Origin of the sequence: Curvibacter cyanobacteriorum (genome assembly GCF_028649475.1) — a bacterium.
GTDB classification, from domain to species: domain Bacteria; phylum Pseudomonadota; class Gammaproteobacteria; order Burkholderiales; family Burkholderiaceae_C; genus Curvibacter; species Curvibacter cyanobacteriorum.
In genome coordinates this window covers 614,063-626,642 of sequence record NZ_JAQSIP010000003.1, presented here as the reverse complement: position 1 = coordinate 626,642, position 12,580 = coordinate 614,063, and the positions used below count along the sequence as shown (strand labels likewise).

At 68.3% G+C, this 12,580-nt stretch carries 13 protein-coding genes; 3 read left to right on the top strand and 10 right to left on the bottom strand.

Translation table 11 applies throughout. The features are described from left to right. Window positions 1-148 precede the first annotated feature (148 nt). From PSQ40_RS09335 to PSQ40_RS09305, 7 genes are all read right to left on the bottom strand, one after another. A complete protein-coding gene (locus PSQ40_RS09335; protein ID WP_273951087.1) occupies window positions 149-454 on the bottom strand; it encodes a DUF1488 family protein in 306 nt (101 codons plus the stop codon). A 2-nt stretch (window positions 455-456) separates the two neighbouring features. Further along, complete coding sequence (locus PSQ40_RS09330; RefSeq protein ID WP_273951086.1) at window positions 457-966, bottom strand: DUF1269 domain-containing protein; 510 nt, start codon at window positions 964-966, stop codon at window positions 457-459. A gap of 106 nt (window positions 967-1,072) precedes the next feature. Beyond that, a complete protein-coding gene (locus PSQ40_RS09325; protein WP_273951085.1) occupies window positions 1,073-1,723 on the bottom strand; it encodes a BON domain-containing protein in 651 nt (216 codons plus the stop codon). 132 nt (window positions 1,724-1,855) lie between these two features. Then, complete coding sequence (locus tag PSQ40_RS09320; RefSeq protein ID WP_273951084.1) at window positions 1,856-2,401, bottom strand: sterol desaturase family protein; 546 nt, start codon at window positions 2,399-2,401, stop codon at window positions 1,856-1,858. Window positions 2,402-2,488: 87 nt separating this feature from the next. Further along, a complete protein-coding gene (locus PSQ40_RS09315; protein WP_273951083.1) occupies window positions 2,489-2,875 on the bottom strand; it encodes a hypothetical protein in 387 nt (128 codons plus the stop codon). A gap of 63 nt (window positions 2,876-2,938) precedes the next feature. Next, the gene (locus PSQ40_RS09310; RefSeq protein ID WP_273951082.1) at window positions 2,939-3,508 is read right to left on the bottom strand and encodes a hypothetical protein; all 570 of its coding nucleotides are present in this window, start codon (window positions 3,506-3,508) and stop codon (window positions 2,939-2,941) included. A 53-nt stretch (window positions 3,509-3,561) separates the two neighbouring features. Further along, window positions 3,562-3,864 (bottom strand): BON domain-containing protein, encoded by a 303-nt coding sequence (locus PSQ40_RS09305; RefSeq protein ID WP_273951161.1) that lies wholly within the window; start codon window positions 3,862-3,864, stop codon window positions 3,562-3,564. 284 nt (window positions 3,865-4,148) lie between these two features. On the opposite strand from PSQ40_RS09305, the gene PSQ40_RS09300 reads away from it, so the two are divergent. Next, the gene (locus PSQ40_RS09300; protein WP_273951081.1) at window positions 4,149-4,298 is read left to right on the top strand and encodes a lmo0937 family membrane protein; all 150 of its coding nucleotides are present in this window, start codon (window positions 4,149-4,151) and stop codon (window positions 4,296-4,298) included. Between the two features lie 344 nt (window positions 4,299-4,642). Here PSQ40_RS09300 and PSQ40_RS09295 read toward each other — a convergent pair whose 3' ends face one another. Continuing rightward, window positions 4,643-5,293 (bottom strand): Crp/Fnr family transcriptional regulator, encoded by a 651-nt coding sequence (locus tag PSQ40_RS09295; protein ID WP_273951080.1) that lies wholly within the window; start codon window positions 5,291-5,293, stop codon window positions 4,643-4,645. A 398-nt stretch (window positions 5,294-5,691) separates the two neighbouring features. Between PSQ40_RS09295 and PSQ40_RS09290 the strand changes: the two genes are divergently transcribed. Next, complete coding sequence (locus PSQ40_RS09290) at window positions 5,692-6,423, top strand: Crp/Fnr family transcriptional regulator (protein ID WP_409338567.1); 732 nt, start codon at window positions 5,692-5,694, stop codon at window positions 6,421-6,423. 47 nt (window positions 6,424-6,470) lie between these two features. Here the strand turns inward: PSQ40_RS09290 and PSQ40_RS09285 are convergent, their stop codons facing one another. Both PSQ40_RS09285 and PSQ40_RS09280 read right to left on the bottom strand, forming a co-directional pair. Continuing rightward, window positions 6,471-9,071, bottom strand: coding sequence for a cation-translocating P-type ATPase (locus PSQ40_RS09285; RefSeq protein ID WP_409338566.1), 2,601 nt, complete (start codon window positions 9,069-9,071; stop codon window positions 6,471-6,473). A gap of 457 nt (window positions 9,072-9,528) precedes the next feature. Then, window positions 9,529-10,860 carry an amidohydrolase gene (locus tag PSQ40_RS09280; protein WP_273951078.1) on the bottom strand — a complete coding sequence of 444 codons (1,332 nt, stop codon included), beginning with the start codon at window positions 10,858-10,860 and terminating at the stop codon, window positions 9,529-9,531. A gap of 114 nt (window positions 10,861-10,974) precedes the next feature. On the opposite strand from PSQ40_RS09280, the gene PSQ40_RS09275 reads away from it, so the two are divergent. Further along, the gene (locus tag PSQ40_RS09275) at window positions 10,975-12,051 is read left to right on the top strand and encodes a GlxA family transcriptional regulator (RefSeq protein ID WP_273951077.1); all 1,077 of its coding nucleotides are present in this window, start codon (window positions 10,975-10,977) and stop codon (window positions 12,049-12,051) included. Window positions 12,052-12,580 lie beyond the last annotated feature (529 nt).

Here is a 12,580-nt window from a genome sequence, read left to right as displayed (position 1 = left end):
CACTGGCGCAGGCGCCGGCTTCTTCTCTTGCTTGGGCTTTTTGACTTCTTTGTTGCCGTTTTGCTTGTGGGACATCGGGGGGCCTTTCTAGGCATCTGCCAAAGGGTTCAGGGGGAATTGATGCAGGGGCACCACTGGCCGCGAAGGCTCAGTGGTCGCCACCGCCGTGCCGCGGAAAATCGGCCTCGCGCAGCATCACGGGGGCGTGTGCGCCCTGTTGCAGGCGGTGCGTCACCGCGGCATGGATCTGTGCCTTGTGCGCGCGGTACGTCGGCAACAGGTCGGCGCTGGATTCGCCCGCCGCAAAGCGGTGACGCAGGGCCTGGCGGCTGATGCTGGCATCGACCGCCCCCGCCACCGTGACGACCAGAAAGCGCACGGTCTCGGAGCCTTCATGCAGGTGGGCCCCGTCGTCCGGGCAGGGCACTGGCGTGGGTTGGTTCGGGGCGGCCATGCTCAGGCCACCTGCTGACGCATGGTCGACCACGGCAGCAACTCGCGCGCCCGGGCCTGCTCTTCGGCGCTGCCGTGCACCAGCAGCAGGTACTTGTCGACCTTGAGTGCGGTTTCAAACTTGAGTGCCATCGCCTTGGGCACGCCCAGTTGGCTCAGGGCCGCGCCCAAAGCCGAGAGACCGCCCACCAGCGCCGCGCCCTCGAGCACGCCAACCAGGGTCAGCACCACGGGCCCGGCCAGCGCCACAACGCCAATGCCCGGCAGAAAGAACACCGCGGGGACCAGCAACAAGCCCCAGATGCCGCCCCAGAACGCGCCCTTGGTGCCCCATGCCTTGACCTTGTCGCCCAGGGTGTAGAAGCCGACCGGGTGCTCTTCGCTGTGGTAGCCCTTGCCGATCAGCGACAGCACGGACAGGGACACGCCGCCGTGGTCCAGGGTCTGGATGGCCTGCTCGGCTTGCTCACGGGTGTCGTAAACAAAGCAGGGAGATTCGGGGTAGTCGTTCATGGCAATCCTTGGTGGCGGCACCCCAGGGGGTGCGAATCGGAGGGACTGAGTGCACCCGCCACCGCAGCGGCGGGCCTGAACGCCCTTCCGCCGCGGCACCGGGGGCTCAGTTGAAACTGAGTTGATCCACCACCTGGTGCACGCCGGGTGTGCCCCAGGCAGCATGGGTGGCCAGGTTGCGCTCGGACCAGCTGTGCACCCGGCCACTGAGCATGACCTTGCTGCCCTCCACGAGCACCTGGATCTCTCGGGCGTCCAGCTCGGCGCGGCGCCGCAGCGCGGATTCAATGTCGGCCTTGATCGCCCGCAGCTGCAACAGGGGTTTGAGCACGATCTGGTTGTGCAGCCCCCGCACGCCCCACAAATGGCGCACGGCCGCGGCGGCGAGTTGGCGTTGGAAATCCCAATCCAGCGTGCCCTGGAGGGTGACCTGGCCTTGCTCGACCACCACCGCCACCGAACTGGGCGGCAACTGGGTCAGCCAGTCCAACGTGGCGATGACGGCGCGCGCGATCTCGGAGTCGGCGCGCTCCGCGGTGCTGGGCAGTTGCACGGTGAGCTCGACAGCCAGGGCCCGCACACCGTCCACCCGCTGGGCGGCGCTCTCGGCGGCCCACTTTTCGGCAAAGCTGTCCACTTGCCCACTCAGCGTGACCACGCCCTGCCCCACGGCCACCCCGATGTGGGTCGCGTTGAGCGAGGGATCCCATCCCAGCTCGTCCTGTACCGCCTTCTGCAATGCCTGATCGGAGGTCATGGGTGACTTTCTGTAGGTGAAAGAAGCAGTCTGCAGCGGCGCCCGCTGCGGGTCTGTGCGCCACAGCGCTTTGCGGACCGCCGACCGCGCCGCATCGGTCAGCGATTGCAACCGGGTCAGCACACCGGACACTCAGCGACCCGCGCTGCCAAACAGCCGGTCCCACACCCGTGTGCTGACCCCATAGCAGACCGGCTGGGGGCTGTGGTGGTGGCACCGGTGCCAGCGCTGCCAGCGGCGCAGCGCCAGCGGTGGCGCGCGCAGGTGGTGAAGCGCGTGGTGCAGCAGCGAGTACACAAAAGCCCCCGTCAGCACCCCCAGCGACAAGGCCAGGCCCCAGGGGCTGGGCAAGCCCGCCAGGCTGGGCCACAGCACCAGGCCGGTAAAAGCCAGGGCGCTGAGCAAGGTGGGGGTGCAGATCAAGGCCTCGGGGCGTTGGTGGTGGGCCGCGTGCCAGCGCCGAAAGGGGTCGAGGCCGTGCAGCACGAAGCGGTGGATCAGGTATTCCAGCAGGGTCCACACCACCAGCCCCAGCACCACCATCAGGGCGACACCAGGCCCCTCCTGGGCCGACATGGCCCCGCCCAGGGCCAGGCCCAAGCCCAGCACGCCCACGCCGTAGGCGGCCAGGTCGGCGTAGTAGGTGGTCAGGCTGTGTTCAAAGCTCAGCAGGCGCATGGGGCATCCTTGAAACCATTCGGGGTCGGCCCCCCGGGCTGGGCAGGCCGCGGCAGCGCGCGCGGCGCGGGCACTTGCCAAGCGCCTTCAACGACGTCGCCACCAAAGCGGCACGGCCACCAGCGCCGCACCGACCGCAGCGGCCCAGGCCAGCGCCGTGAAGGGCTGGGCCTTCACATAGGCCTCGGCGGACAGGCGGGCCTGGACGCCCTGATCGCGCCACTGCCGCGAGCGGTGCTTGATGGCCTCCAGTTGCGCGTGACCCCAGTCCTCGCCGGGGTTCAACCAGGCCTGTTGCACGGTGTCCACCAGCCCGTCCAAGGTGGGCAGGGGCACGCGCTGGGCCGACGCTGTGTGGGTATTGAGGTGGGCCTGGCTGCGCTCGGCGCGCGCCGACGCGGCGGCATGGGACTCATCGAGGCCATCGGCATGCGCGTGCGATGGGCCTGTGGGGGCGTGCTTGGTCGTGGACATGGCTGGTTGTGCTTCCAGAGGGGTCGCCAAGGGGGAGCGGCGCCCTGGGGGGCGCCGCGGGGTTCATCGGTTCATCTGGGCCGCTTTGTGGCAGCTGGCCTTGGCGTCGCCCGCCAGGGCATCGCACTTTTCCTTGGCCACGGCGTAGGCGGCATCGCGCTTGTCGTTGTCCGCGGACTGGCGCACATCGGTGATCTTTTCCCGCGCATCGGTCTTGGCTTCGGCGCTCTTCTCGACCACCTTGGCGTCGGCCTTGTCGCTCACATGGCGGCTGGTGGCCTCTTTGCGGCACACGTCCTTGGGGTTGCCCGCGAGGTCATCGCACTTTTCCTTGGCCACGGCGAAGGCGGCGTCGGCCTTGGCCAGGCGCAGTTCGTAGGCGTGCTTGTCACTGGGCAGGTTGCGCTGCTCCAGTTCGGCCTTGGCGATCTTCTCGCGGCCCTTGGCCTCCTGGTGGCACACGTCCTTGGCGTTACCCGCCAGGCTGCCGCAGTTGCTTTGGTCGGCCTTGTACTGCTGCGAGATCACCTCCTGGGCGGCCTGGTAGTCGGGTTTGCTCATCAAGGCGGCACTGGCCACGCTGGAAGCGCCCCAGAGCACGGTGGTCATCAGGGTGAGAAAAATGGGTTTCATGGGGAGTTCCGGTTGGAGATGAAAAAAGCGTTGAATGACAAGTTCGGGCAGGCTCACTTCAGGCGCATGTCGTTGCTGACGCTGTTGACGCCCTTCACCCCGCGGGCCAGCGTCATGGCGCGGTCGATGTCCGCCTGGCTGCGCACAAAGCCACTCAGCTGCACCCGGCCCTTGAAGGTTTCGACGTTGATCTCGGCCGATTTGAGAACGGGGTCGTTGAGCACCGCTGACTTGACCTTGGTGGTGATCACCGTGTCGTCCATGTACTCGCCGGTGCCTTCGGTGCGCGAGGTTGAGGCACAGGCGCTCAGGAACATCAGGCTCGCCAGACAGGCCAAGGCCGTGCTGCGGCCCATGAAATGCAGATTCATAAGAGGCTCCTTGAAAAAGGTTTCGGAAGCGTGTTGCGGTGTGGGCCCGAGAGCCAGAAGGCCCCGCCCATCCCGACTGCGCTGAGCCAGCATGGCCCCGCGCTGGGGCCGTGTCGGTACGCTGGGATACCCTGCGCCCACTTGGGCCGGCCGCGGCCGCCCAGCGACGGACCATGTGCTGCAGCGAACAGTCAAAACCCGGCACACGCCCCAGACTGGGAAGCCCTTCCTGGGCCCGTGCTGCCCAGGGGGCTTGACGAAAGCTAGACATGCTCTACACCCTCGCTGCTGTGCTGATCCTGTGCTGGGCCCTCGGCTTGATCACCTCCTACACCCTGGGCGGTTTGATCCATTTGTTCCTGGTGGTGGCGCTGGTCATGCTGCTGGTGAGCCTGCTGAGCGGTCGCCAGAGCCTTTGAACACCCGCGTGACCACGCCGCGCTCCCGCTGCACCACGGTGCGCAGCGCGTTCGCCTCCGGTTCCCAGAGCAAGGACTCCTGCAGGTTGGCACGCAACCGCGCCTCGGTCTCGGAGCGGGGCCGCGCGGCAGCCCAGGGCGCGCCCGGGCCCGGGGTCTGGCGCCACACGGCCAAGGTTGGAGGGACGGGTTTCATGGGGCCACCTGGGGCGCCCGCCTGCGGAGGCCTGGCAACCGGAAAGCCCCCGTCTGGCGCGATCAACCCAGCGGGTCTGTGCGTTGCCCCTCAGCGCCAGGCCACATGACGGTGAGGCCGCGGGCATGGCTCAGCGCGACGGGCCCGCCTACTGGGCCGCGGTCGACCCGAGCATCACCTGATCGTAGGTGGACAGGTCCTGGCGGTAGCAGGCGCACACCACCTGCAGCAGGCCCGCCCGGCTCAGCACCAGCATGTGGCCCCGGCTGTACTGAATCCAGCCCTGCTCCTGGAAAGCACCGGCGGCGAGGGTGACACTCGCGCGGCGCACCCCTAGGATCAGGGACAGGGCTTCGTGGGTGATCTTCAGGTCGGCCACGCGCAAGCGGTCCACGCTCATCAACAGAAAGCGGGCCAGCCTTTGCTCCAGGGTGTGAAAGTGGGCACAGGCCGCCAGCGCCCCCATTTGCGACAACTCGAAGTAGAGAAACCGGGTCATCAGCAGCGTCAAGGAGCGACTGGCCCGAGTGAGGGCCCGCAAATGGGGCAACTCGATCTGCCACGCCCGCCCAGCCCCGGTGACCACCGCATCAAACGCCGACGCCGAGACGCCCAGGGCCGCAGCGGCCCCGAGCATGCCCTCGTAGCCCAATTGCCCCACCTCAAAGCTGCGCGGCTGAACCCGGTGGGTCAGCAAGGAGATCAGGCAGTCGGTAGGGAAGTAGACGTGCGCCAGGGCCTGCCCGGCATGGCCCAGGACGGCCGCCTCATCCAACTCGACCAGTTGGGACTGGCTCAAGACGCGGCGGCGCTCATCCGGGCTCAACTGGGCCAGCAGCCGATTTGCGAGAGAGTGGTCGATGCGACAGTCCTGAGGGGGTTGAGCGAGGGAGCCAGAAGCAGTCTGGAGGACACGCCGGCCGCGATCTGTCTGCCAGCACACACCGCGATGCTGAGGAGCGCACCCGACGAGGCGACGCGCGCGCGGCGGCGTCCGCACTGAACATGACCTGCCGGATTCTCGGCAGCAAAAGTGCCCAGACGGATTTAGGTACGGCAGCGCACAATGCCCATGTGTTCGGCAACGTACATATCAAAACGTTTCAGTCACCCTAGACTGTCCACCGGGACAGCAGCACAGGGGGGGATCCTGGACGGCTTGTCACCCTCTCAACGCCGTCATTTCCCAGGAACGCCATGCAACAACCCGACACCGCCCCCCAGGGCGCCCCCCTGAACCACTTGCTCAAAGCGATGGATTCACCGGCCTTCGCCGACGTGATGGCAGAGCTGGAACTGGTGGAGCTGCCCCTGGGCAAAGTGCTCTACGAATCAGGCACCACGATGAGCTATGCCTACTTTCCGACCACCGCGATCATCTCGCTGCTGTACGTGATGGGCTCAGGCGCATCGGCAGAGATTGCGGTGGTAGGCCATGAGGGCGTGGTGGGTGTGGCCCTGTTCATGGGGGGCAATTCGACCCCCAGCCGCGCGGTGGTGCAGAGCGCCGGCATGGGCTACCGCATGCGGGCTCAGACCCTGAAAAATGAGTTCGATCATGCCGGGCCATTTTTGCACCTGCTGCTGCGCTACACCCAGGCCTTGCTGACCCAAATGTCCCAGACCGCGGTCTGCAACCGGCACCACACACTGGACCAGCAATTGTGCCGCTGGCTGCTGCTGAGCCTGGACCGGCTCAGCGGCCCCCATCTGGTGATGACCCAGGAGCTGATCGCCAACATGCTGGGCGTGCGCCGTGAAGGGGTCACCGGCGCCGCCTTGCAACTGCAGGCGGCGGGTCTGATCCGGTATGCGCGCGGACACATCACCGTGTTGGACCGCCCGGGGCTGGAGCGCCGCACCTGCGAATGCTATGCGGTGGTTAAGAAGGAGTACGACCGCCTGCTGCCCGACCGGCTCGCCACCTGAACGGGGCACCCCACGGCCACGCTGGCGGCCCCCACCGCGACCGCCGTTCATTCGCCACCGCGCCGTGGCACCGGATCAGGCGGATCAGCGGGCGCCAGGTTTGCCCCCACCGTCTTGCGCGCGGCCCGGCTGGACAGCCACCCCTCCTTGCTCAATTGCAGCACCCCCAACAACACCAGCACGCTGGCCGCCATCAGGCCCCATTGCGCCATGGGCAGCCGCACAAAGCCGAAGGCCAGGGCCAGCAGCGGCACCTGGGTGACCAGGGCCAGGGCCAACAGGGTGCCCAGCAAGACCCAGGCACTGACCCGCGGCAAGCCGCGAAAGCTGCCGCGCCAGCCCGGTTGGTCGGAGCGACAAGGCAGGATCAAGGCGGCATTCGCCATGACCAGCACCCCGAACGCCGCGGTGCTGGCCGTGGTCGAGGACGGCACAAGCCAGGTCAAACCGCCATACCAGCCCAACACCCAGGCCGTGACGCAGGCGCCCTGCCACAGGCTCCAGCGCACCGCCTCGGTGGAGAGCAAGGGGGCCTTCACGCGACGGGGTGCTTGGGCCATCCAGTCCTGTGCACTGGCTTCGGCTTCGAACACCAGCGAACACGCTGGGTCAATCAGCAACTCCAGGAAAGCGATGTGCAAGGGGGTCAGCACCAGCGGCCAGCCCAGCGCCGCCGGCCACAGGGCCAAACCGATGATGGGCAGGTGCACGGCCAAGGTGTAGACCATGGCCTGGCGCAGGTTGGCAAAGGTGCGGCGCCCCTGTTCAATGGCCGCCACGATGGCATGGAAATCGTCATTCAACAGCACCAGGGAGGCGGCTTCGCGGGCCACATCGGTGCCACGCAGGCCCATCGCCATGCCGATGTGCGCCGCCTTGAGGGCGGGGGCATCGTTGACGCCATCACCCGTCATCGCGACCACCTCGCCCTGTGCCTGCAGCGCCTGCACCAAGGCCAGTTTTTGCTGCGGCTTGACGCGCGCAAAGACCTGCGTGTGGGCCAGCCGCTGGGCCAGATCCGGCGCGGACAGGGTGTCCAGCGTGTCGCCCGTGATCACCGCCTGGGCCGATATGCCGGCCTGGGCCGCGATGGCCAAGGCCGTGCCGGGGTGGTCGCCCGTGATCATCACCACCCGGATGCCCGCGCGCTGGCAGCGCGCGACAGCGGCAGGCACCTCGGGGCGCAGGGGGTCAGCCAGCCCCACCAAACCCAGCCACTCGAAATCAAAGTCGTGTTGCTGCGCGGGCCAGTCCGGCCCCTTCGGGTGGCGGGCCTGGGCCACCCCCAGCACCCGCAGGCCGCGGTCGGCCAAGGCCGCAGCCTGCTGCTGCACGCGCTGGGCCTGGGCCGCGGGCAGGTGACACAGCGCCACCACGGCCTCGGGTGCGCCCTTGCTCGCCACCCGGTCCTGCGGCGCCGAAGGGTCCCGCCACAGGTGGCTCATGGCCATCAAGGCGGGCGACAACTCGTACTCACGCGCCAACTGCCATGACGGGGGCAGCGGATCGGATGCCGCGAGGTGCTGGGTCGCGAGGCGCTGCAAGGCCAGTTCCATGGGATCGTGCGGGCGGACCTCGCTGGCCAGCACGGCGCACGCCAGCAGCGGGTGAAAGGCCTCGGGCAAGGCCGTGTCCCCGAGGGCAGGCACCGCCCATTCGGACTCCCCCGCCACCAGGACCTGCACCGACATGCGGTTGCAGGTCAGGGTACCGGTCTTGTCGACGCACAGCACCGTGGTCTGGCCCAGCGTCTCGATGGCGCTCAGGCGTCGGGTCAGCACCTGCTGCTGGGCCAGACGTCGCGCCGCCAGGGCCAGGAAGACGATCAGGATCACTGGCAACTCCTGCGGCAGCAGGCCCATGGCCAGGGTGATGCCGGCGAGAACCGCCGCCAAGACATCGCCCCGCAGGGCCCACAACAACAGCACCAGCAGGCCACACACCGCGCCGGCGACCCCCACCAGGCGGCGCGTCAGGCGGGCCATCTCATCGCGCAGCGGTGAGGGCTGCAAGGTCACATCGTCCAGCGACAGACCAATGCGGCCCAGCTGGGTTCGGCCCCCGATGGCCTGCACGCAGGCCAGGCCTTGCCCACTGAGCACCAGGGTGCCGGCCAGCACCCGATCCGTCGGGGCGTGCTTGGTCACGGGCTCGGACTCCCCGGTCAGCAGGGACTCATCGGTGCTCAGCTCATGGGCCTGCCACAACACCCCATCGGCCGGGACGCGGTCCCCTTCGGACAGCAGCAGCAAGTCGCCCCGCACCACCGCCGCCCCCGGGATGCGTTGCGGCACCCCGTCGCGCATGACCTGCGCCCGCGGGCTGGAGAGCGCCCGCAGCTCGCCCAAAGCCCGGTCGGTTCGGCGCTCTTGCAACACCGTCACCGCCATGATGATGGCCACGAAGCCCAGCAGGATCAGCGCCTCTTGCGCATCGCCCATCAGGAGGTAGAGCGCCCCCGAGCCCAGCAGCAGCAAGAACATGGGCTCGCGCACCACCTCCCAGGCCAGGGTTCGCCAGGGCCGCCGCTGGCTGACCGCCAGCGTGTTGGCCCCCTCCTCCTGCCCACGGCGTTGGGCGGTGGCGGCCGTCAGGCCCTGCGGCGGGGTGACTGGGAGGGCGGGGAGCGGGGACAAGGGTGAAGGCATGCCTCCGCTTGTAGACCTCCCGCCCCCATCGCACCACGCGCTGGCGCACATAAGCTGCATTCAGAAGCGATTGCAACGCGGCGGCCACGGCCCGGCGAGGGCGCCTCGCCGACGGCGGAAGGGGGGTACGCTAGGCGGAGGCTTGGCCGGCCGTGCGGCCCCAGCAGCTTGCCAACGCAGCGCTTGGTCCCAGGCGGTCGGTGCACCGGCCACGACCGACCGCAGCGGCACAAGGCACAAGGCACAAGGCACAAGACTCAGAGCTCAGAGCTCAAAGCTCAGATCTCTGGATCTGAAGGGCAGCCCGAGCCGTCACGGTGGCGGGGGCGCCCACGGGCCCACCAGGCCCCGCCCCAGCCGGTCCGTGCCAAGGCGGCTGGCACCGGCGGTCAACCCACCGGGGGGGCGCGCTGAACACCACGCCTGTGCGGCGCGGTTCAGGTCACGCCAGCGGGACTCAACGGCGCTGCAAGAAGTCCACCGCCAGGGCCGCCAGTGTGCGAGCGCCCACTGGCATCTGGTCTTCATCGATGTCGAACATCGGCGAATGGTTGGGCGAGGCGGTCCTGAAATCCTGGCCCTTGGGCGGTGCGCCCAGGAAGTAGAAGAACCCGGGCGTCACCTTCTGGAACTCCGAAAAGTCCTCCGATCCGCTCACCTTGGGGATGATCATCACCTTGCCCGCCGCCGCGAGCTTCAGCGCCGGCAACGAGGCTTCGGTCAGTTCGACCGGGTTGGTGGTGACCGGGTAGGCCACCGGGCCAAACCGCACCTTGGCCGTGGCGCCACTGGAGGCCGCAATCGACTCCGCGGTTTGGGTGATCCGCTTGAAGGCCTCCTGGCGCATCCCCTCGTCAAAGGTGCGCAGGGTGCCCAGCATCTCGACGTTGTCAGGGATGATGTTGTAGCGCGTGCCGCCCTGGATCTGCCCGATGGTGATGACCGCGGGCTCTTTGCTGATGTTGAGCTGTCGGCTCACCACGGTCTGCAAGCCCAGCACCACCTGGCTGGCGGCCACGATCGGATCGATCGCAGCCCAAGGGGACGACCCGTGACCGCCGCGCCCCTCGACCTCGATGCGGATGTTGTCTGAGCCCGCCATCAAGGGACCGCTGCGGTAGCCCACCATGCCCGAGGGCAGGTTGGCCGTCACATGCAGCCCATAGATCGCCTGCACCTCCCGAAGCGCGCCGGCTTCGATCATGGCTTTGGCGCCAAAGCTGGGCACCTTGCCCTGGGCGTCCGGCTCCACGGGGGCACCTTCCTCAGCAGGCTGGAAGATGAACTTGATGGTGCCCGGCAGCTTGGCCCGCATGCCAGCCAGCGCCTCCGCCGCCCCCATGAGCATGGCCACGTGGGCATCGTGCCCACAGGCGTGCATGACAGGCACCTCCTTGCCCAGGTAGTTGGCCTTGACCTTGCTGGCAAAAGGCAGGCCGGTGTTCTCTGGGACGGGCAGGGCATCCATGTCGGCCCGCAGGGCCACCACCTTGCCTGGCAAGCCGCCCTTGAGCGTGCCCACCACACCGGTCCCGCCGACGCCGGTCTGCACATCCATGCCCAACTTCTTCAGATGCTCGGCCACCAGCTGGGCCGTGCGCACCTCCTGACCAGAGAGTTCGGGGTGGGCATGGAGGTCGCGGCGCCAGCTGACCATCTTGGGTGCCACGGCATTCACGGCGGTGTCGATGGCCTGCAGGCCCGCGGGGTCCAAGGCCTGGGCCTGGGCGTGAAAGGCAAGGGTCAGCCCGCCGGTGGCCAGGGCGACAGCAGAGAGGTGTTTGAGCATGGGCAGCAGATCCGTGAAGGAACAAAGAAAAAAACGATCGCGAGGGCCCCATGCTAAGAGTCGCCCACGCCCCGATGACAAGCGAAAATGGCCAATCGCCGAGCCACTATCGCCATGCCACCGCCGCCCATCCCATCCGCCACGGCCCCGATCTTTCGCATCGACATCCCGCTGCTGCCCGAGTCGGCCGCAGGCAGTGCGCTGCAGTTCATCGACTTGCTGCGCAGCACCAACCTGCTGGCCAGCCTGCGCGCCGGCGCGTCCAGCCCGCGGTTTGCCTGGCAGTTACTGGACGCGGAAGGCCAACCGCTCGGCGCCCTGCCCGGCCCCTGGGCGGTGTACTCGCCGCCCCCTGCCGGGCCCCAGGCGGCCGCGTCCGCAGGGCCGGCGCAAGCGGTGTTCCTGCCGTCCTTCCATGCGGCAGACCTCCCCTTCATCCGCAGCGTGGCCAGCCGGCACCACGGCCTGTCGCGCCGGGTGGGCCTGGCCCTGGACCAGGGGCAGAGGGTCCTGACCCAAGGCAACGCGGCATGGCTGGCCGCCCAAAGCGGGCGGCTGAAGGGCCGGCAACTCAGCCTGCCGTGGTTCTACATGGCGGGCTTCAAACGGGACTTTCCGGACATCCACCTGGTGGCGGGTCAGGACATGGTGGCAGACGGCCCGTGGCTGAGCAGCGCCCTGCCCCACAGCCTCAGTGAGATGGTCATCGCGCTGGTGCACCACGCCATGGGCGATGAGCTGGGCCAGGTGTGCGCCAGCGTGTTCCGGCCCGACCACGAGCGCGCACGGGCCGCCTTGCAGGCCAACGCGCAACAGCACTTCCCGGCCACGCGAGACAGCACGCTGGCCCGGGCCATTGCCTGGATGGAATCCCACCTGGACGAACCCTACTCACTGCCCCTGCTGGCCGCGGCAGCCGCGGTGAGCACGCGCACGCTGCTGCGGCATTTCCAGCAAGAACTGTCGCAATCGCCGCTGGACTACCTGCACGGCCTGCGCTGTGCCCGCGCCAAGGTGTTGCTGGAGCTGACGCTCGAGAGCGTGCCCAGCATCGCGGTGGCCTGCGGCTATGCCGACCCAGCCGCTTTTCGCCGCATCTTTGTGCGCCACACCGGCATCGCGCCTGCCGAATACCGCCGGCGGCATGCCCTGCGCGCGCCGCGCAAACGCTGGCGGGTTGACGTCCGCTGACCGTCCAACAACAGCGCAGCCCCTGCCCCCCCCCAAAGGTTTGGCCTGCAGGGATCAGCGCCACCAGGCCATCAGTGCGCCAACTGCGTTGGACAGCCCGGGTCATGCGACACGCGAGCCCATGGTCAGGATCGCCTCAGGCCAGGCCAGCTTCAACGCCAGAGCGCCATGCCTGCACGCGGGACGATGACCCCTGGCCCGGCAGCCCATGGGAAGGCGAAGGGCTGCGAGACCGCTTCAAACTGGTCCGATTTGGCGCGGATGACCTGCAGCGCGAAATGCAGGTGCGGGGCGATGAAGAACCGGTGTTGCCAGACAAACCCAAGGTCTGACCGTTCACCACGCAAGCGCCCGGCCGAACAAAAACGCGGGGCTGTCTCCATTGCCAGCACAGGGCCTGGCGTCCGGCATCGTGCAGGACACGACCACAGTGGCCCCGATCCAGAGACCGAGGGTCCATGCCACCCTGTTGGCGGCCCTGGCGGATGTCGATGACCGCCCCCCGGTGCAGCCAAGCCAGGCGCCCCCT

Bases quoted from the DNA above. Each gene is read 5' to 3' on its own strand.
- PSQ40_RS09335 (WP_273951087.1), bottom strand. From the start codon at position 454: ATGGCCGCCCCGAACCAACCCACGCCAGTGCCCTGCCCGGACGACGGG.
- PSQ40_RS09330 (WP_273951086.1), bottom strand. From the start codon at position 966: ATGAACGACTACCCCGAATCTCCCTGCTTTGTTTACGACACCCGTGAG.
- PSQ40_RS09325 (WP_273951085.1), bottom strand. From the start codon at position 1,723: ATGACCTCCGATCAGGCATTGCAGAAGGCGGTACAGGACGAGCTGGGA.
- PSQ40_RS09320 (WP_273951084.1), bottom strand. From the start codon at position 2,401: ATGCGCCTGCTGAGCTTTGAACACAGCCTGACCACCTACTACGCCGAC.
- PSQ40_RS09315 (WP_273951083.1), bottom strand. From the start codon at position 2,875: ATGTCCACGACCAAGCACGCCCCCACAGGCCCATCGCACGCGCATGCC.
- PSQ40_RS09310 (WP_273951082.1), bottom strand. From the start codon at position 3,508: ATGAAACCCATTTTTCTCACCCTGATGACCACCGTGCTCTGGGGCGCT.
- PSQ40_RS09305 (WP_273951161.1), bottom strand. From the start codon at position 3,864: ATGGGCCGCAGCACGGCCTTGGCCTGTCTGGCGAGCCTGATGTTCCTG.
- PSQ40_RS09300 (WP_273951081.1), top strand. From the start codon at position 4,149: ATGCTCTACACCCTCGCTGCTGTGCTGATCCTGTGCTGGGCCCTCGGC.
- PSQ40_RS09290 (WP_409338567.1), top strand. From the start codon at position 5,692: ATGCAACAACCCGACACCGCCCCCCAGGGCGCCCCCCTGAACCACTTG.
- PSQ40_RS09285 (WP_409338566.1), bottom strand. From the start codon at position 9,071: ATGCCTTCACCCTTGTCCCCGCTCCCCGCCCTCCCAGTCACCCCGCCG.
- PSQ40_RS09280 (WP_273951078.1), bottom strand. From the start codon at position 10,860: ATGCTCAAACACCTCTCTGCTGTCGCCCTGGCCACCGGCGGGCTGACC.
- PSQ40_RS09275 (WP_273951077.1), top strand. From the start codon at position 10,975: ATGCCACCGCCGCCCATCCCATCCGCCACGGCCCCGATCTTTCGCATC.